The organism is Bradyrhizobium sp. AUGA SZCCT0222 (assembly GCF_018130205.1).
Lineage (GTDB): Bacteria > Pseudomonadota > Alphaproteobacteria > Rhizobiales > Xanthobacteraceae > Bradyrhizobium.
In genome coordinates, this window is record NZ_JAFCLX010000037.1 from 32254 (window position 1) to 47219 (window position 14966).

Below are 14966 nucleotides of genomic sequence, written 5' to 3' on the forward strand. Positions count from 1 at the left end.
GTATTTCACCTGACGACGAGCGCCGGTTTCACGACAGATGACGGAAAACACCTATTGCGTCGCGGGCATCGGCTTCCATACCTCGATCGGAGCCATGAGGCCGGTGTCTTCATGTTTCAGTATGTGGCAGTGGAACACGTAACGGCCGACTTGCTCTTCGGCGACAAAGCTCATGATGACAAAAACTTTTTTGGACGGAGGCATCGGGATGGTGTCGTGCCATTCCGTATTCTTGTCCGCCGCCTTGGCCTCGTACAGCTTGTAGACCGGCCCCTTGCACGTGGGCGGATCGGCGCAAACCTCCGCCGGCTCATTTGTCACGTCGATCTTGAATCGCTTGGTGAGTTCTTCGGCGGTTGCCAGGCGGAATTTCATCTGGTGGATATGGAAATTGTGAAGTTGACCGGTCCCGTTCTTGAGCACCCAAAGTTGTTGTTGGCCGCTCGTGTTTCCGGGGTTGCGGGGATCGGCGAAGACGCACACATGCGGCCGTAGGCCATTGCTGTTGTCCCAGTCAATGTTGCCGCCGCCGAGATCGTAGTCCTCGAATGGGATGCCCACGAGGCCTTCGTCCGGGTCGATCTTTCCCACCGTCTTTGCATCAACCGTCACGAAACTGTCGTATGGCACTGCCGAAGTGCTGCCATCCGGCGGATGCACGATCTCGGTCAGGACGCCCCAATTTATTATTTTGCCGGGTGGCGGGGTGCTGACGTCTTTGAATGTGACCCTTCGATGCTCATTCTTTGCCGGATCGATGTCGTCGACGCAGCCCTTCGGCTTCGTCGCGATGAGTGCGCCTTTCGACAGGATGATGGCCTGAAAATCAGCTCTTCCTGCAACCGCATTGAGCGCAATGTCCTCAGTGCATGATACGGTGCTCGCTTTGAGCACGATACGCATCAGTTGAATTTCGGGCCAACGATCGCTTTTTGTGTTGTTGACGGTGCCGGCATTCAGACCTTTGGTGCGCAAGACATAGGTCTGTTCTTTTGGTCGCAGGCAATCATTGCGAATGAAAATTTCAGCGCGCGAGGCCGGCATCAGAACGAGATCGTCCACCGGCGTCGCCCGAACGGGTATCCGGTTCGGGTCAGCGAGAACCGCCTTGGCGGGAACCACCCCATCGACGCCCACAAGAAGCAGCTCTTGCTTGTCGGCCTCGTTCTGCTCGTTATTGAGCTCCAGCCAATAGACGACGTTCGGGCTCAGGTTGCCGAGACGGAGCAGCAGGTTCCTTCCACCCTCCACCGTGATTGTGGGGAAGCGCTGCCCGTTGACGGTGAACAGCCAGGCGTTGTCCTTATCTCGCTGGCAATACCCCTTCCGGAGCTGCTTGGCTTCGTCCTTCTGGAGTTGCCCACCGACCAAGCGCCACACCCCGCACTCGCCATCATCCTTGACCCAGCCCTTGAGCTCGGGCGCCCAGGTTGCGGTCTTGGGCGTAGCCGTGCCGGCATCCGGCAGCGCGTCGATCTTTTGCAGCGAGATGTCGCGCAGCAACGCATAACGGACGTCGGTCCGCGCCTTGAGGTCAGCGGTTGCCTGCGCGTCATTAAGGCATTTGGTCTGATCGGCTGGATCCTTCTTGCACGCCACCACGTTTGCCTTTGCGTCGCCGACGGAAAGCAATCCCGACAGCCCGCCCATCACTTGATCCGACGAGCGTCCGTGCATATGAGAATGGTACCAATTGAGTCCGCTCGGATGCGGGATCTTGCCGACCCCGTCGATGACGCGCGCGTCGAGACTGTGTGGTATTGGCACGTGATAAGCGAACGGCGCCTCACCTGGCTTCCAATATGTATAGACGTTGTCGCCGTCGCCCTTCCTTGCGGCATCGTCGTTGGGATCATTTGTGCGGCGGGCATTCCGGGGAGTTACAACACCGCCATGAAAAAAATGCAGGTTGGTGGCGTTGTCGGTCGCGTGGTGTCCCCCGTTCGCACCATCCGAGTCTGATGGCACCCGGGGTTTGAGCGAATTCTCGAGCACCGCTGCCGCGGTATCGCCAACGTCTACTTCGATCACTGGCGATAAATAGAAGCCATTGTAGTTCTCAGTCTCAACCGTGTAACCGCCGACCTTGATCTCGCTGGTCACCGCCTTGAGGTTTACCTGCACGCGTTTGGCGTTTGGAAGACCCGGAACCGGCTGATCTGTTACCGTACAGAGGGCTGTCGGCGCGGTTGATGCGGCGGGATCTCGCGAACATACTGGCGGCAGCACCAACTCGCACTCGCCCACTGTTGGATCTTGTGCGCAGGTGATCTGGCCATGGGACGGTTCGATCCCGAGAGGAAGGATCAAGACAGCCGCAATTGCCCAGGCAAAGTATGAATTGGATATACGAGCAGCCCGAATATGAGTCACTGCAATTGACTCCCACTAGCGCACATCACAGCACAATCAAAGCGTGTGCACAACAGCGGTTGCACTGCGGCAAAACGCCCGCAGGCAATGACGACTAGCTAGGCCGCGGCGGAAACCACGCGATTGCGCCCGTCGTGCTTGGCGCGATACAGCGCCGTGTCGGCGCGTTTGAGCACGTCGGCGACCGCCTCGCCCTTGCGCTCCAGCGTCGACAGGCCGATCGAGACGGTGACCTCGATGCGCTTGGTGCCCTTGGCGATGGCGAATGTCTCGCTCACGATCGAACGGCGCAGCCGCTCGGCCACCATGCCTGCCACATGCAGGTCGGTTTCCGGCATCACGATGACAAACTCCTCGCCGCCGTAGCGGCAGGCGAGATCGATGCCGCGGATCGACTTGCGGATGCGCACCGCGAATTCGCGCAGCACATCGTCGCCGGCGTCGTGGCCGTAATTGTCGTTGATCGCCTTGAAGAAATCTATGTCGAGGATCATCAGCGCCAGCGGCTTGCCGCGGCTCGAGGCCTGTTCGGCCAGCGTCGCCAGATGGCTTTCCATGTAGCGTCGGTTATGCAGACCGGTCAGCGCGTCGGTGATCGCCATTTCGATCGAGTTCTGCACGTTGTCGCGCAGATGGTCGGTATAGCGGCGCTTGCGGATCTGGGTGCGCGCGCGCGCCAGCAATTCGTTCTTGTCGACCGGGCGCAGCAGATAGTCGTTGACCCCGATCTCGAGCCCGCGGAGCAGCCGCGCATTGTTGTCGGCATCGGAGATCGCCAGTATCGGCACCTGACGGGTCCGCTCCAGCGAGCGCGCCTGGCTGCACAGCCGCAAGCCGTCGTAGTTTTCGAGGCTGAGGGAGACGATCAGCAGATCGTAATTGCCTTCGGCGGCATGAAACAGCGCTTCGGCCGGATTGGCTTCGACATCGACGGTATGCTCGGTGGAAAGCAGCGGCGCCAGCCGCTCGTAGGATGACGGGCGGTCGTCGACCAACAGGATGCGCCCGCCGACGCCCTTGTCGGCCACCGCCGTACGTTCAGGCGCTTCCATGCCGATTTCCAGCGAGGTGATGGCGCGCATGCGCAGCTCATCGGTCATCATCTTCAGCCGCGTCAGCGAGCGCACGCGCGCGATCAGCACCACGTCGGACACCGGCTTGGTCAGGAAATCGTCGGCGCCGGCCTCCAGGCCGCGCACGCGATCGGACGGGCTGTCGAGCGCGGTGACGATCACGACCGGAATGAAATGCGTGGCCGGGTTGGACTTCAGCCGGCGGCAGACCTCAAAGCCGTCCATATCGGGCATCATGACGTCGAGCAGGATGATGTCGCATTCTGCGCGCGAACAGACATCCAGCGCCTCGGCGCCGTTGGTGGCGGTCAGTACATCGAAATACTCGGCCGACAGACGGGCTTCCAACAGCTTGACGTTGGCGGGAACATCATCGACGACCAGGATACGCGCAGACATCGAAACTCACTCCCACTACCCAATAAAACGCCGTACTGTCTCAATAAACTTGCCGACCGAAATTGGTTTGGACAAATACGCCTCGCAGCCGCCTTCGCGGATGCGTTCCTCGTCGCCCTTCATGGCGAATGCCGTCACCGCGACCACCGGTATCGCGCGCAGTTCCGGATCGTCCTTGATCCAGCGCGTCACCTCGAGGCCGGATACCTGCGGCAACTGAATATCCATCAGGATCAGATCGGGGCGCAGCTTGCGAACGAGATCCAGTGCCTCGAAGCCATTGCTGGTGCCGGAGGTCTGATAGCCATGCGCTTCCAACAGGTCGCGAAAGAGCTTCATGTTGAGCTCGTTGTCCTCCACGATCAGGACGGTTTTGGCCATCCCGTCCCTCCCTTATCCCAGGATACAGGCCCGGCCTTTGGGTGCTACCGCACCGTATTTCCGGGCTTGTCGAAAAGTGAAATCAAACTAGCGCCAGATTCGCTCTAACCCGTTAAATCCGAGTCCTGTTTTTCTACTACCAAGTGCCATCTTTTCGCGAAGCGGTTTCCACTTGCTTGAACACATTCCGCAGACTCGGGCATGATGGCCATCAAACTAGAGACCATAAGTTAACGGAAAGGCAAACCCGTCTGTTGAAAAAGCCTGTTCACAACCCCCGGGAAGTAGCTGAAATCGTTGCGGTTCAGGCGCTTTCCTTCATTGCGTCCGATCCGGAGCGCCTGGGCCTGTTTCTGGCCGAGAGCGGTTTAGGCCCGGAGACGCTCCGGACGGCCGCCGCCGACCCGCAATTTCTGGCCAGCGTGCTGGATTTCGTGATGCGCGATGACGCAACCGTGAAGGCGTTTGCGGCCGCCTCCGAGCTCCATCCGACCAACATCGCCGCCGCCCGTCAGGTGCTGGGCGACCCGCATTGGGAGCGCGACGTGCCGTGAGCGCACTGGCGCAGGCAGGCGACGGTCCGCGCTGTTTTTGCCGGGATTGCCTCGGCGACCTCGACATCAAGGCCAGGCGGTGCGGTGAATGCGGCTCCCCTCGCCTGGTTCGCCACCCTTCGTTACCCGCGCTGGCAATGGCGCATATCGATTGTGACGCATTCTACGCGACGGTGGAAAAGCGCGACAACCCGGAACTTGCCGACAAGCCGGTCATCATCGGCGGCGGCAAGCGCGGCGTGGTGTCGGCCGCCTGCTACATCTCGCGGACGTTTGGCGTGCGCTCGGCGATGCCGATGTTCAAGGCGCTGGCGCTCTGTCCCGCGGCGATCGTGATTCGGCCGGACATGGCCAAATATGTCCGGGTCGGCCGCGAGGTGCGCCACGCCATGCAGACGCTGACGCCGCTGGTCGAGCCGCTGTCGATCGACGAGGCATTTCTCGACCTTTCCGGCACCCAGCGCGTCCACGGCATGATCCCGGCCAAGGTGCTGGCGCGCTTTGCCCGTGACGTCGAGCGGGACATCGGCATCACCGTGTCGGTCGGCCTGTCCTGCAACAAGTTCCTCGCCAAGATCGCCTCCGATCTCGACAAGCCGCGCGGCTTTGCCACCCTCGACCAGGCCGAAGCCCGCGAGATGCTGGCGGACAGGCCGGTCGGCTTCATCTATGGCGTCGGCCCCGCGACCCAGGAAAAGCTGCTGCAGCGCGGTTTTCGTACCATCGCGGACCTGCAGCGCGCCGACGAGGTCGATCTGATGAAGCAGTTCGCCACCGAAGGCCGAAGGCTGTGGCGGCTGGCGCGCGGCATCGACGACCGCCTGGTGGTGCCCGATCGCGGCGCCAAGACCATTTCGAACGAGACCACCTTCGACAATGACATCCGCGATTTCGTAACCCTGGAGCGAACGCTGTGGCGGCTGTCGGAGAAGGTGTCATCGCGCCTCAAAAGCAGCAACCTTTCCGGATTGACCATCACGCTGAAATTGAAGACCGCCGATTTCAGGCAGCGCACCCGCTCGCAGTCGATCCAGGCGCCGACGCAACTGGCGGCAAAGATCTTTGCGGTGTCCCGTGAATTGCTGGCGAAGGAGATCGACGGCACCGCCTTTCGCCTGATGGGCACCGGCGTCAGCGCGCTGCGCGCAGGCTCGCAGGCCGACGACACCGACATGCTGGATCGCCGCTCGGCCCACGCCGAGCGCGCGATGGATGATCTGAGGAAGAAGTTCGGCAATGCCGCTGTGATCAGGGGCATTGCGTACAAGGGGCCGGTGGGGGACGAGGAAGAAGAGGAGGAGTAGCTATTTCCCCGTCATTGCGAGCGAAGCGAAGCAATCCATAGCGCGGCATAACGGATGGATGGATTGCTTCGTCGCAAGTGCTCCTCGCAATGACGACGCAAGCCCCCGCCCCTTATTTACAAGGCTTGGAATCCCTGACGTCAAACTTCCCCATCGCGCCTGAAATCACAAAATCATTGTAATCCAGCATCAGCGCGCGCGAGACGCCGTTCTCGAACAGCTCGAACGACATCGCATAGACAGGCGTCTGCTCGCCGTCCTTGGCTTTGGCGTCGCGGTCGTAATAGCTCACCGTGACCGGCCAGCGCGTCAGCGACTTCATCTGGTCGTTCGCGGTGGAAGGATCGGGGGAAGCGATGGTCTTGGTGCCGGGAATCGGCTGCCCGATCACCGACAGCGTGTTGTAGACCTTCTCGCCATTATCAGAGCCGTCATAGACCATCAGTTCCAGCACCGACTTGCCTTCGCGGGCAGCCGCAATGATGAGCTGGATCTGCTCGGTCGGGAACACGATCTTGCCTTCGAGGTTGAAGGTCTTCGCCACCGGCTGTTTCAGCTTGACCGTGATGTGATCGCCGGTCCGCTCGGCAACGCCGTCGACCGGGGCGGAATCCGTATCGTTCATCCGCGTGTCGATCTTGAAGCGGTAGCTCTTGCCTGCCGCGTCTTCCCAGGACTTCGAGCGCAAATCGCTGAGCGTCAGCTTGCCCTCGCCGCTGTCGAGCTCCGACACCTGCCTGAATTCGGACGTGTAGCCCTCGCAGGCGCTGCCGGAGAAATTGTAAAGGATGCGCCCGCGCGCGCCGCTGATGGCGTTGGAGCCGCGCGACTTGACCAGGTTGAGTTCGTAGAGCGCCTGATGGGCAAGGAATGGCCCGCTTGCGGCTGACAGCGCTGGCCCGGCCTGGAAAACCGATCCTGTTGCAACGGCTGCGATTGTCAGCACCCAAGCACGAGGCGGAATCCGGAACGGTCGAGCCATGTGTTCTCCTTGTGAAGCGGAAGATTCGATACATTACTGTCGGCCCTATTGCGTCGCAACTAGGGCGGTGTCACGAAATCGTAGGAATTTGACGCCGGAATGCCACGTTTTCCGGCCTGTTTCTCGGAATTGCCGCCGCTTGCGGGTATCCGTCTCCAATCCGCCCTCGCTTGCAACCTCGAACGTGATGCGCGAAACAATGCGGACCTGAAAAGGTCAGATGTGGTCAATTAAAACGGGGACGAAACATGGCGGGTACGGTCGAACAGAAGCTGACGGCACAAGGTATCACCTTGCCCGAGCCCCGCGCCGCCATGGCAAACTATGTCGGCTTCGTCCGCACCGGAAACCTGCTGTTCGTCTCCGGCCAGGTGTGCGCCAATGCCGAAGGCAAGCTGATCGCCAAGGGCAAGCTCGGCGCCGGCGTCACCACCGAACAGGGCTATGCCGCCGCACAGGGTTGCGCGGTCAATCTGCTGGCGCAGATCAAGGCCGCGCTCGGTGATCTCGACAAGGTGGTGCGCGTGGTCCGGCTCGGCGGCTTCGTCAATTCGGCGCCGGATTATTTCGACGGGCCGAAGGTGCTCAACGGCGCGTCCGACCTGATGGTCACTGCCTTCGGCGACAAGGGTCGCCATGCCCGCACCACCGTCGGCGTCTCTTCCCTTCCCTCCGATGCGGCGGTCGAAGTCGACGGCGTGTTCGAGGTCTCCTGAAAGCAACGCGCGATGCGAGCGCCTGACTGGTTGACGGCACGGCCGGTCGCCCATCGCGGCCTGCATGACGCTGCGCGCGGCATCCTCGAGAACATGCCGGGCGCGGTGCAGGCGGCGATCGCGGGAAATTTCTCGATCGAGGTCGATATCCAGCTTTCCGCCGATGGCGAGGCGATGGTGCATCATGACAATGCGCTCGGCCGCCTCACCGAGGGCTCGGGCGCATTGCTCGGCAAGACCGCCGCCGAACTGAAGGCGGTCAAATTCAAGAATACGCCGGAGCGGATGATGTCGCTCGGCGATCTCTGCAGCCTCGTCGCCGGCCGCGTGCCCCTGGTGATCGAGGTCAAAAGCCATTTCGATGGCGACCGCAGGCTGGTGACGCGGATGGCCGAGGTGCTCGCTACCTATTCCGGACCCGCAGTCGGTATGTCGTTCGACCCCGACCAGGTGCTGGCGCTGCGCGAGCTGATCCCCTTGCTTCCCCGCGGCATCGTGGCCGAGCGCGAATACACTGAGGACGAATGGCCGGAAGCGTCGGCGGCACAGCGCCGGGGCATGACCCACCTGCGCCACGCCTTCCGCACCCGGCCGCATTTCGTCGCCTATTGGGTCAACGAACTGCCGGCGGCCGCGCCCTGGATCGCCCGCAACATTTTCGGCCTGCCGCTGCTGACCTGGACCGTGCGCACGCCAGACCAGCGCGCCCGCGCCATCAGCTACGCCGACCAGATGATCTTTGAGGGATTTGTGCCCTGACGTCTTGGGCTCGAGGTTTCCCGCCGGGAACCTGATCCGCACTGCACGGCCTTGAAGTCGCGCGTGCAATGCACGATCTTTCCGGATGTTGGTCACCATCGCGATGGCTGATCGCAGTGTGGGACCGGTCCGAATTCTCGATGGCGTCATCCGAAATCACCCTCGAAGCCGTCCCCTCCGCCAGCGATATCCCGGCTGCGGAATGGGACGCCTGCGCCAATCCGAAGGGCGATCCGAACAGCCTCGAAAACCTCGACACGCTGGCTTCACCCGGCGCGTCAGGTGATTCGTGCGCCGACTCAAAACCTGCCTATAACCCTTTCGTTTCTCACGCTTTTTTTGCCGCCGCCGAAGCCTCCGGCTCGGCCTGCGCCCGCACGGGGTGGGGTCCGCGGCATCTCCTCGCCCGGCTCGATGGCGGCATCGCCGGCATCGTACCCTGCTATCTGAAATCGCACTCGCAAGGCGAATACGTCTTCGACCGCGGCTGGGCGGATGCCTATGAGCGTGCCGGCGGCCGCTATTATCCAAAACTGCAGGCCTCGGTGCCGTTTACGCCCGCCACCGGCCCGCGCCTGCTGATCCGCGGCGACGTCGACCACGAGCGGATCGGGACGGCGCTGGCAAGCGGGCTGATGGCGCTGTGCAACGCCACCAACGCCTCTTCCGTGCACGTGACCTTTGCCCGCGAGGCGGAAGCGAAGTTTCTCGGCGCCCAGGGATTCCTGCAGCGCACCGACCAGCAGTTCCACTGGCACAATGACGGCTACAAGACCTTTGACGATTTCCTGGGATCGCTGAACTCCCGCCACCGCAAGGCGATCAAGCGCGAGCGGCGCGAGGCCGTGTCCGCCGGCATCACCATCCACCGCCTGACCGGCAGTGACATCACCGAGGAGGCCTGGGACGCCTTCTTTGCGTTCTACATGGAGACCGGCTCGCGCAAATGGGGCCGGCCTTATCTCACACGAAAATTCTTCTCGCTGATCGGCGAGAGCATGAGCCGGGACGTGATGCTGGTGATGGCGCGGCGGGGCGGCCGCTGGATCGCCGGCGCCATCAATTTCATCGGCGGGGACACCCTGTTCGGCCGCAATTGGGGCGCGGTCGAACATCATCCGTTCCTGCATTTCGAGGTCTGCTATTATCAGGCCATCGAGTTTGCGATCGAGCGCGGCCTGAAAACGGTGGAAGCCGGCGCACAGGGCGAGCACAAGCTGGCGCGCGGATATCTGCCGCAGACGACTTATTCGGCGCATTACATCGCCGATCCCGATTTGCGCCGGGCGATCGCGGACTATTTGAAGCGCGAACGCGCTTACGTCGCCGAGGTCGGGCGGGAACTCACCGAGGCCGGGCCGTTCCGCAAGGCCGCCGACGAGGCTTGACCTTTACAGCGCCGACCAGAGAATTGGACCAAACCGAGGGAGCCGCCATGTCCGCCACCTATGACACCAACAACATCTTCGCAAAGATCCTGCGCGGCGAATTTCCCTGCCACAAGGTCTACGAGGACGAGCATGTGTTCGCCTTCCTCGACATCATGCCTCGCGCGCCCGGCCATACGCTGGTGGTCCCGAAGGCCCCTGCCCGCAACATCCTCGACATCTCGCCCGACGACTACGCCCATGTCGCCCGCGGCGCCCACAAGATCGCCGCCGCCGCGATGAAAGCGTTCAAGGCCGACGGCATCACCATCCAGCAATTCAACGAACCCGCGGGCGGACAGGTCGTCTTCCACCTCCACATGCACGTGCTGCCGCGCCACGAGGGCGTCGCGATGCTGCCGCCGGCGAGCCGCAAGGAAGACGTCAAGGTGCTGGAGGATAATGCGACCAAGCTGATCGCGGCGTTGGGGTAGCGCGCGCCACGTTCCGCCGTCATTGCGAGCGACGCGAAGCAATCCATAGCGCGGCATAACGGATAGGTGGATTGCTTCGTCGCTACGCTCCCTTGCACAAACGCTTTGCGTTTGTTGCAGGCAATGACGGAAACCAGTCGTAGCCCGGATGAGCGCAGCGAAATCCGGGGTCTAACGCAACACCAGCCCCGGATTTCGCTTCGCTCATCCGGGCTACGCTCGATGCCCTTACTCCGTCTCGAAATCGCCCGGCTGCGGCGGCGCCAGCGGCGTGAACTCGCAGCGATCTGGCTTGAGGTCGATCAGCGGCGTCTCGTCGAGGCAATCGAGGCCGCGCACCAGCACAACGTTGCCTTCGACGCGGACCAGCTTGACGATCGAGGTGCCGATCGGATTGGGCCGCACTGGCGTGCGCAGCGAGAATGCGCCGCGCGTATTGCCGTTGTTCTTCGGGCTTTGCAGCACGAGGTCGCGGCGCGACTGGTGCAGCCAGTAAATCACTTCGAGATTGGAATAGAAGTCGACGCCCTTGATCGCGGGCACCCAGGGCTCGAAAATCTCCAGCCGGCAGACCGGGCCGTCGTGACGGCCCTGCCGCGGGGTTTCCAGCCGCGATTTCCAGGGCGTGCGGATGCGCCCGATGAAGACCAGGCCGGCGTCGCGCGCCGGTGGCATATCGACGGCGAGTTCGCCTTCGCGGATTTCACTTTCCCGAACCATATTTAATGCTCTTACGTTTGACGCGTTTTCTTAACGCGAACCGGTGCCCACTTCGCTCGAAAACGCTAATCCAGTGAGATGTTGAGGGCCTTGATCACACCCGCCCAGCGCGCGCGATCGGTTGAGATGAACTGGTCAATCTCGGCCTGGCTGCGCGGACGCAGCGGCGGAAAGCCGACCTTCTCCAGCGAAGCGCGGAACGCATCGTCGGCCAGCGCCTTGTCGAGGCTGGCGGTGATTTTTCGCGCGATATCGTCAGGCAGTTTTGACGACGCGGAAACGCCGTACCATACGCTGACGCCGTAGTCGGGATAGCCGCTCTCGGCCATGGTCGGCACGTCGGGCAGATCCGGAATGCGTTGCGCGGAACTCACCGCAAGCGCCCGCAGCAACCCGCCCTTCACCGGCGGCAGCGCGGTGCCGAGCGTGTCGAACATCAACTGGATATTGCCCGATATCAGATCGGTCAGCGCAGGGCCCGCGCCCTTGTAGGCGACATGAACCATGTCGACGCCGGCCATCTGCTTGAACATCTCGCCGGCGAGATGAATGGTGCCGCCGGTGCCGGCCGATCCGAAATTGAGCTTGCCGGGGTTTTGTTTGGCGTAAGCCACGAACTCCGCCACCGTCTTGGCCGGCACGGAAGGATGGACCTCCATGACAACAGGCAGATCGGTGATCAGCGCCAGCATCCGGAAATCCCGCTGCGGATCATAGGGCAGCTTTTTGTACAGCATCGGATTGAGCACGAAGATCGATGCCGCCGTAAAGAACAGCGTGTAGCCGTCGGGTTCGGCCCGCGCCGCGGCCTCGGCGCCGATCGCGCCCTGCGCGCCGGCCTTGTTCTCGATCACCACCGGCTGCTTCAGGTCGCGGCTGAGATATTCGCCGACCATGCGCCCGAGCACGTCGGTCGGACCGCCCGCCGCATACGGCACGATCAGCTTGATCGCACGGGTCGGATATTCGGCTGCCTGCCCTTGCGGCGCGGCTGCAACCAAACCAAAGGCCATAGCCGCCACTGCGCGCCAATTCATGCCGTTCCCCTTGCCGTTTCTGAGTTGAAGGGACACTACCGGATTATGCAGCGGCTGCAATCAACCGAGCCACCATTTTCCCGCCACCATTGCGACCTCGCCCGAAACGACGCCGGCGAAAATCGAGCGCCGCGTCAGCATGAACACCGCAAAGCCCGCGGCGACCGCGCCATAACGCAGCCAGTCCGGCACGCTCGCGAGCGCGCCCGGCGGCTGCACCAGGATCTGCGCGATGACGCCAGCGAGGATCGCGGTCGCCACCGCCCTCACCCAGATCAGCGCTTCCGAGCCCTCGTCGACGCCGCCGCCGAGCCACAGCCCGAGCATGCGCCAGACCTCGTTGGGCAGGAAACCCGCGATGACAAGCACCAGCAGCGCGTGGGGGTCACCAAAAAAACTACTGAGCGAGTTTGCGAGCCAATCGTTCATGCGCGCGCCCGCCACCAGTGCGTGCCGTAAGCGATCGTGCCGGCCGATATGCCAGAGATCAGGATGTCGACGCCGGTCTGCAGCGTCGCGACAAGCGGATACAGCGCGAGCCCAAGCACCAGCGCCAGCACGTCCGATAGCTGGCGGCAGTTGCGCGCGGTCGAGAGCAGGAACGCCAGCGGCGTAAGCATCAGGATCGCGGCGGCGAACAGCGCCGGCAGATTGGCGGCCAGGCCGTAGCCAAGCGCGGTCGCGACCAGACAGACTGAAAGCAGGCCACAGCCGAGCCCGTGCGTGAATGCGATGCGCCGCGCGCGCGGTACCAGCGGCAACAGCCGATAGCACTCGACCCACAGCGTAACCGCGATGAAATGCGCCGCGAGCACCAGATGACGGCGCTTGGTCCCGGGCATGCGCATCAAGGGCAGCACCGACACCACCATCGGAAACAACCTGATCGCACTGACGGCGACCGCAACCGCCGCCTGCACCACGGTCGCCCCGGAGCCCAGCGTCGTAATCAGGATGATCTGCGCCGGCCCCGCCCAGACCAGAACCGTGCTGCCGAGCACCCAGCCCAGGCTGAAATGGCTGTCATGGGCCAGCGCGCCGATGCCGAGATAGGTCGCAAACAGCACCAGCGTCAAAACCGTCGTCGCAACCGAGCGCATACCCAATGCGAAGGCGCGCAACGGGCTTTGCCATGTCACAGAGTCGAGCGGAGGGAGCGCCACGTATAGCCAGCCGGGGGTGAATCCTGTCGGGCATAACGGCGGTGAAACAAGGCGGCGTCAAGCGAGGCCCGCCTCAGGGCTGGCATGCAGCCACCGGTCCGTGGCCCTACGACGCCGCCATCTGCCTGACGGCGTCATCGTAATTGCCGAGCACGCGCTCCTCCAGATCGGTATCGCAATATTCGACCACCTCGGCGATCTTGTCGCCGCGAAACTTGAATACGAAGCAATACTCATTGTTGTAGCGCTGGCCGCGCTTGGTCTGCACGTCGCCGCGCACTTCGGCCACCACGTAATCGCCTTCTGCGACCAGATTGATGGCGCGTGCCCGATACTCGGTCGCGAACAGCGCAAACAGCGGTTTCAGCAGCTTGGTGCGAACCTCTTCCTGACCAGAAAAGCGTTTCGACCAGCTGCTGTGGCCCGGAAAGCGCCAGACATAGTCGGGGTGCACGGACGCGCCGAACACGCTGCGATCGCCGGTCTCCAGCGCCTGATAAATGCGCCGGATGGTGTCCTTGTTCTCGATGGTTCCCATTTGAATTCTCCGTTGCGGGGTGCAACTGACATGCCCGAGACGGGGTCTATTCGTCCAATCGATCGATCATATAGTCGCCATTCGCCCGGTGAATTTCGGCAAGGCTAGACGGCGCCTTCGAGTTTCGGCGCAGCAACGCCGGACAGGAATGACGCCAGGTACATCTTGCCGAGGATGTGCCGGGTCCCGACCGCACCGCGTATGAGCCGTCCTTCGTCGATCGCAAGGCGGAACTGCTCGGGAGTTGGGGCGGAAAGTTCGGTGTCGTCCTTCGCCCATGACGCCGCGGCCGACGCGCTAAACATGACGCCCGCATAAAAAAGGCAGGTGAGCGCGCGGACCGACGCCAGCCGGGAAAGAAGCGCCTCGTCAGGCGCGCGGCCGAACCAGGCCGTGAGCAGCACATCTTCCAACTCCTGGGAACGCGCGAACTGATTGAGCACGATCGCCGCATCGACCAGGGGATCGTTGCGACAGGCTGATTCCCAGTCGATCAGCCAGAGCCGTTCGCCGTCGAACAGGATGTTGTTCGGGGTGGGATCGTTGTGGCTGGAGACCAGCCTGGACGCACCTGCGTCGTAGGCTTCCCGGAGCAGCTCGAGACGCTCCACATGCGCATCAAGCACGCCGGCGGCAAACAGGCCGGTCCGCCGCACATGCGCAAACAGGCGCGCGACGATGTCGCCATAGTTGACGTAATAAGGGAAGACCGCGGTGGCCTGCACTCGCGAGAACAGCTCTCCCAGCGCCTGCGCCAGTGCGGGCGGCCCGCCCGGATAGGTTTTCAGCGGTTGGTGCTCGACGAAGTCGATCACCACGATACGGGCCGCTTCGTCGAGATAGCGGATGGCAGGGGCAATCCCCGCCTCCGTCGCGATGCGCATCGAGACATATTGGTGCGGATTGCGCAGCGGGCTTGGCTCGCCCTCGATCCGCAGCAAATAGCGCCGTTGGCCTACTTCGACACGATAGACCGATGCCGTCGTCGCCCCACCTGTCATCGCCGTGATCACGCCGACCGGAGCCGAGCCAAAGGCGGCAGCGAGCGCTGAGCGCGCGGTCTCGCGATGGGCTATTGAGAACACGTCGAAGCCGTCTTTGCGCAT

Annotated in this window: 16 protein-coding genes; 6 read left to right on the forward strand and 10 right to left on the reverse strand. The window is 62.6% G+C overall.

Going from position 1 to position 14966, the window contains the following annotated elements; genetic code table 11:
• Window positions 1–51: 51 nt before the first annotated feature.
• The 3 genes from JQ629_RS26790 to JQ629_RS26800 all read right to left on the reverse strand — a co-directional run bounded on the left by JQ629_RS26790 (window position 52) and on the right by JQ629_RS26800 (window position 4226).
• Window positions 52–2310, reverse strand: a complete 2259-nt coding sequence (locus JQ629_RS26790) for a multicopper oxidase domain-containing protein (RefSeq protein WP_212415185.1) — start codon at window positions 2308–2310, stop codon at window positions 52–54.
• 161 nt (window positions 2311–2471) lie between these two features.
• Complete coding sequence (locus JQ629_RS26795) at window positions 2472–3845, reverse strand: PleD family two-component system response regulator (protein WP_212266258.1); 1374 nt, start codon at window positions 3843–3845, stop codon at window positions 2472–2474.
• 15 nt (window positions 3846–3860) lie between these two features.
• Entirely contained in the window at window positions 3861–4226 is a 366-nt protein-coding gene (locus JQ629_RS26800) for a response regulator (protein ID WP_027538546.1), read from the reverse strand.
• A gap of 254 nt (window positions 4227–4480) precedes the next feature.
• Here JQ629_RS26800 and JQ629_RS26805 point away from each other — a divergent pair, with 254 nt between their 5' ends.
• Together JQ629_RS26805 and JQ629_RS26810 are read left to right on the forward strand one after the other, a co-directional pair.
• Window positions 4481–4780: a DUF3572 domain-containing protein gene (locus tag JQ629_RS26805; RefSeq protein ID WP_192734246.1), complete on the forward strand. Its 300-nt coding sequence runs from the start codon at window positions 4481–4483 to the stop codon at window positions 4778–4780.
• Entirely contained in the window at window positions 4777–6084 is a 1308-nt protein-coding gene (locus JQ629_RS26810; RefSeq protein ID WP_212415186.1) for a DNA polymerase IV, read from the forward strand. The genes JQ629_RS26805 and JQ629_RS26810 overlap by 4 nt, the downstream gene beginning before the upstream one ends.
• 112 nt (window positions 6085–6196) lie before the next feature.
• Here the strand turns inward: JQ629_RS26810 and JQ629_RS26815 are convergent, their stop codons facing one another.
• Entirely contained in the window at window positions 6197–7066 is an 870-nt protein-coding gene (locus tag JQ629_RS26815; RefSeq protein WP_212266254.1) for a cell envelope integrity EipB family protein, read from the reverse strand.
• A 248-nt stretch (window positions 7067–7314) separates the two neighbouring features.
• Here JQ629_RS26815 and JQ629_RS26820 point away from each other — a divergent pair, with 248 nt between their 5' ends.
• The 4 genes from JQ629_RS26820 to JQ629_RS26835 all read left to right on the forward strand — a co-directional run bounded on the left by JQ629_RS26820 (window position 7315) and on the right by JQ629_RS26835 (window position 10402).
• Window positions 7315–7782, forward strand: coding sequence for a RidA family protein (locus JQ629_RS26820; protein WP_212266252.1), 468 nt, complete (start codon window positions 7315–7317; stop codon window positions 7780–7782).
• A gap of 12 nt (window positions 7783–7794) precedes the next feature.
• The gene (locus JQ629_RS26825; RefSeq protein WP_212415187.1) at window positions 7795–8541 is read left to right on the forward strand and encodes a glycerophosphodiester phosphodiesterase; all 747 of its coding nucleotides are present in this window, start codon (window positions 7795–7797) and stop codon (window positions 8539–8541) included.
• A gap of 140 nt (window positions 8542–8681) precedes the next feature.
• Window positions 8682–9929, forward strand: coding sequence for a GNAT family N-acetyltransferase (locus tag JQ629_RS26830; RefSeq protein WP_212415188.1), 1248 nt, complete (start codon window positions 8682–8684; stop codon window positions 9927–9929).
• Window positions 9930–9976: 47 nt separating this feature from the next.
• Window positions 9977–10402 carry an HIT family protein gene (locus JQ629_RS26835; RefSeq protein WP_212415189.1) on the forward strand — a complete coding sequence of 142 codons (426 nt, stop codon included), beginning with the start codon at window positions 9977–9979 and terminating at the stop codon, window positions 10400–10402.
• Between the two features lie 228 nt (window positions 10403–10630).
• Here the strand turns inward: JQ629_RS26835 and tsaA are convergent, their stop codons facing one another.
• From tsaA to JQ629_RS26865, 6 genes are all read right to left on the reverse strand, one after another.
• Window positions 10631–11122 carry a tRNA (N6-threonylcarbamoyladenosine(37)-N6)-methyltransferase TrmO gene (gene tsaA / locus JQ629_RS26840; RefSeq protein WP_212415190.1) on the reverse strand — a complete coding sequence of 164 codons (492 nt, stop codon included), beginning with the start codon at window positions 11120–11122 and terminating at the stop codon, window positions 10631–10633.
• A 65-nt stretch (window positions 11123–11187) separates the two neighbouring features.
• On the reverse strand, window positions 11188–12159 hold the full coding sequence (locus JQ629_RS26845) for a Bug family tripartite tricarboxylate transporter substrate binding protein (RefSeq protein WP_249133482.1): 972 nt from the start codon (window positions 12157–12159) through the stop codon (window positions 11188–11190).
• A 60-nt stretch (window positions 12160–12219) separates the two neighbouring features.
• Window positions 12220–12588 (reverse strand): AzlD domain-containing protein, encoded by a 369-nt coding sequence (locus tag JQ629_RS26850; RefSeq protein ID WP_212415191.1) that lies wholly within the window; start codon window positions 12586–12588, stop codon window positions 12220–12222.
• Window positions 12585–13322: an AzlC family ABC transporter permease gene (locus JQ629_RS26855; RefSeq protein ID WP_212415192.1), complete on the reverse strand. Its 738-nt coding sequence runs from the start codon at window positions 13320–13322 to the stop codon at window positions 12585–12587. Before JQ629_RS26855 ends, JQ629_RS26850 begins: the two co-directional genes overlap by 4 nt.
• A 106-nt stretch (window positions 13323–13428) precedes the next feature.
• The gene (locus tag JQ629_RS26860) at window positions 13429–13860 is read right to left on the reverse strand and encodes a nuclear transport factor 2 family protein (RefSeq protein WP_212415193.1); all 432 of its coding nucleotides are present in this window, start codon (window positions 13858–13860) and stop codon (window positions 13429–13431) included.
• A gap of 104 nt (window positions 13861–13964) precedes the next feature.
• Complete coding sequence (locus JQ629_RS26865; RefSeq protein WP_212415194.1) at window positions 13965–14966, reverse strand: phosphotransferase; 1002 nt, start codon at window positions 14964–14966, stop codon at window positions 13965–13967.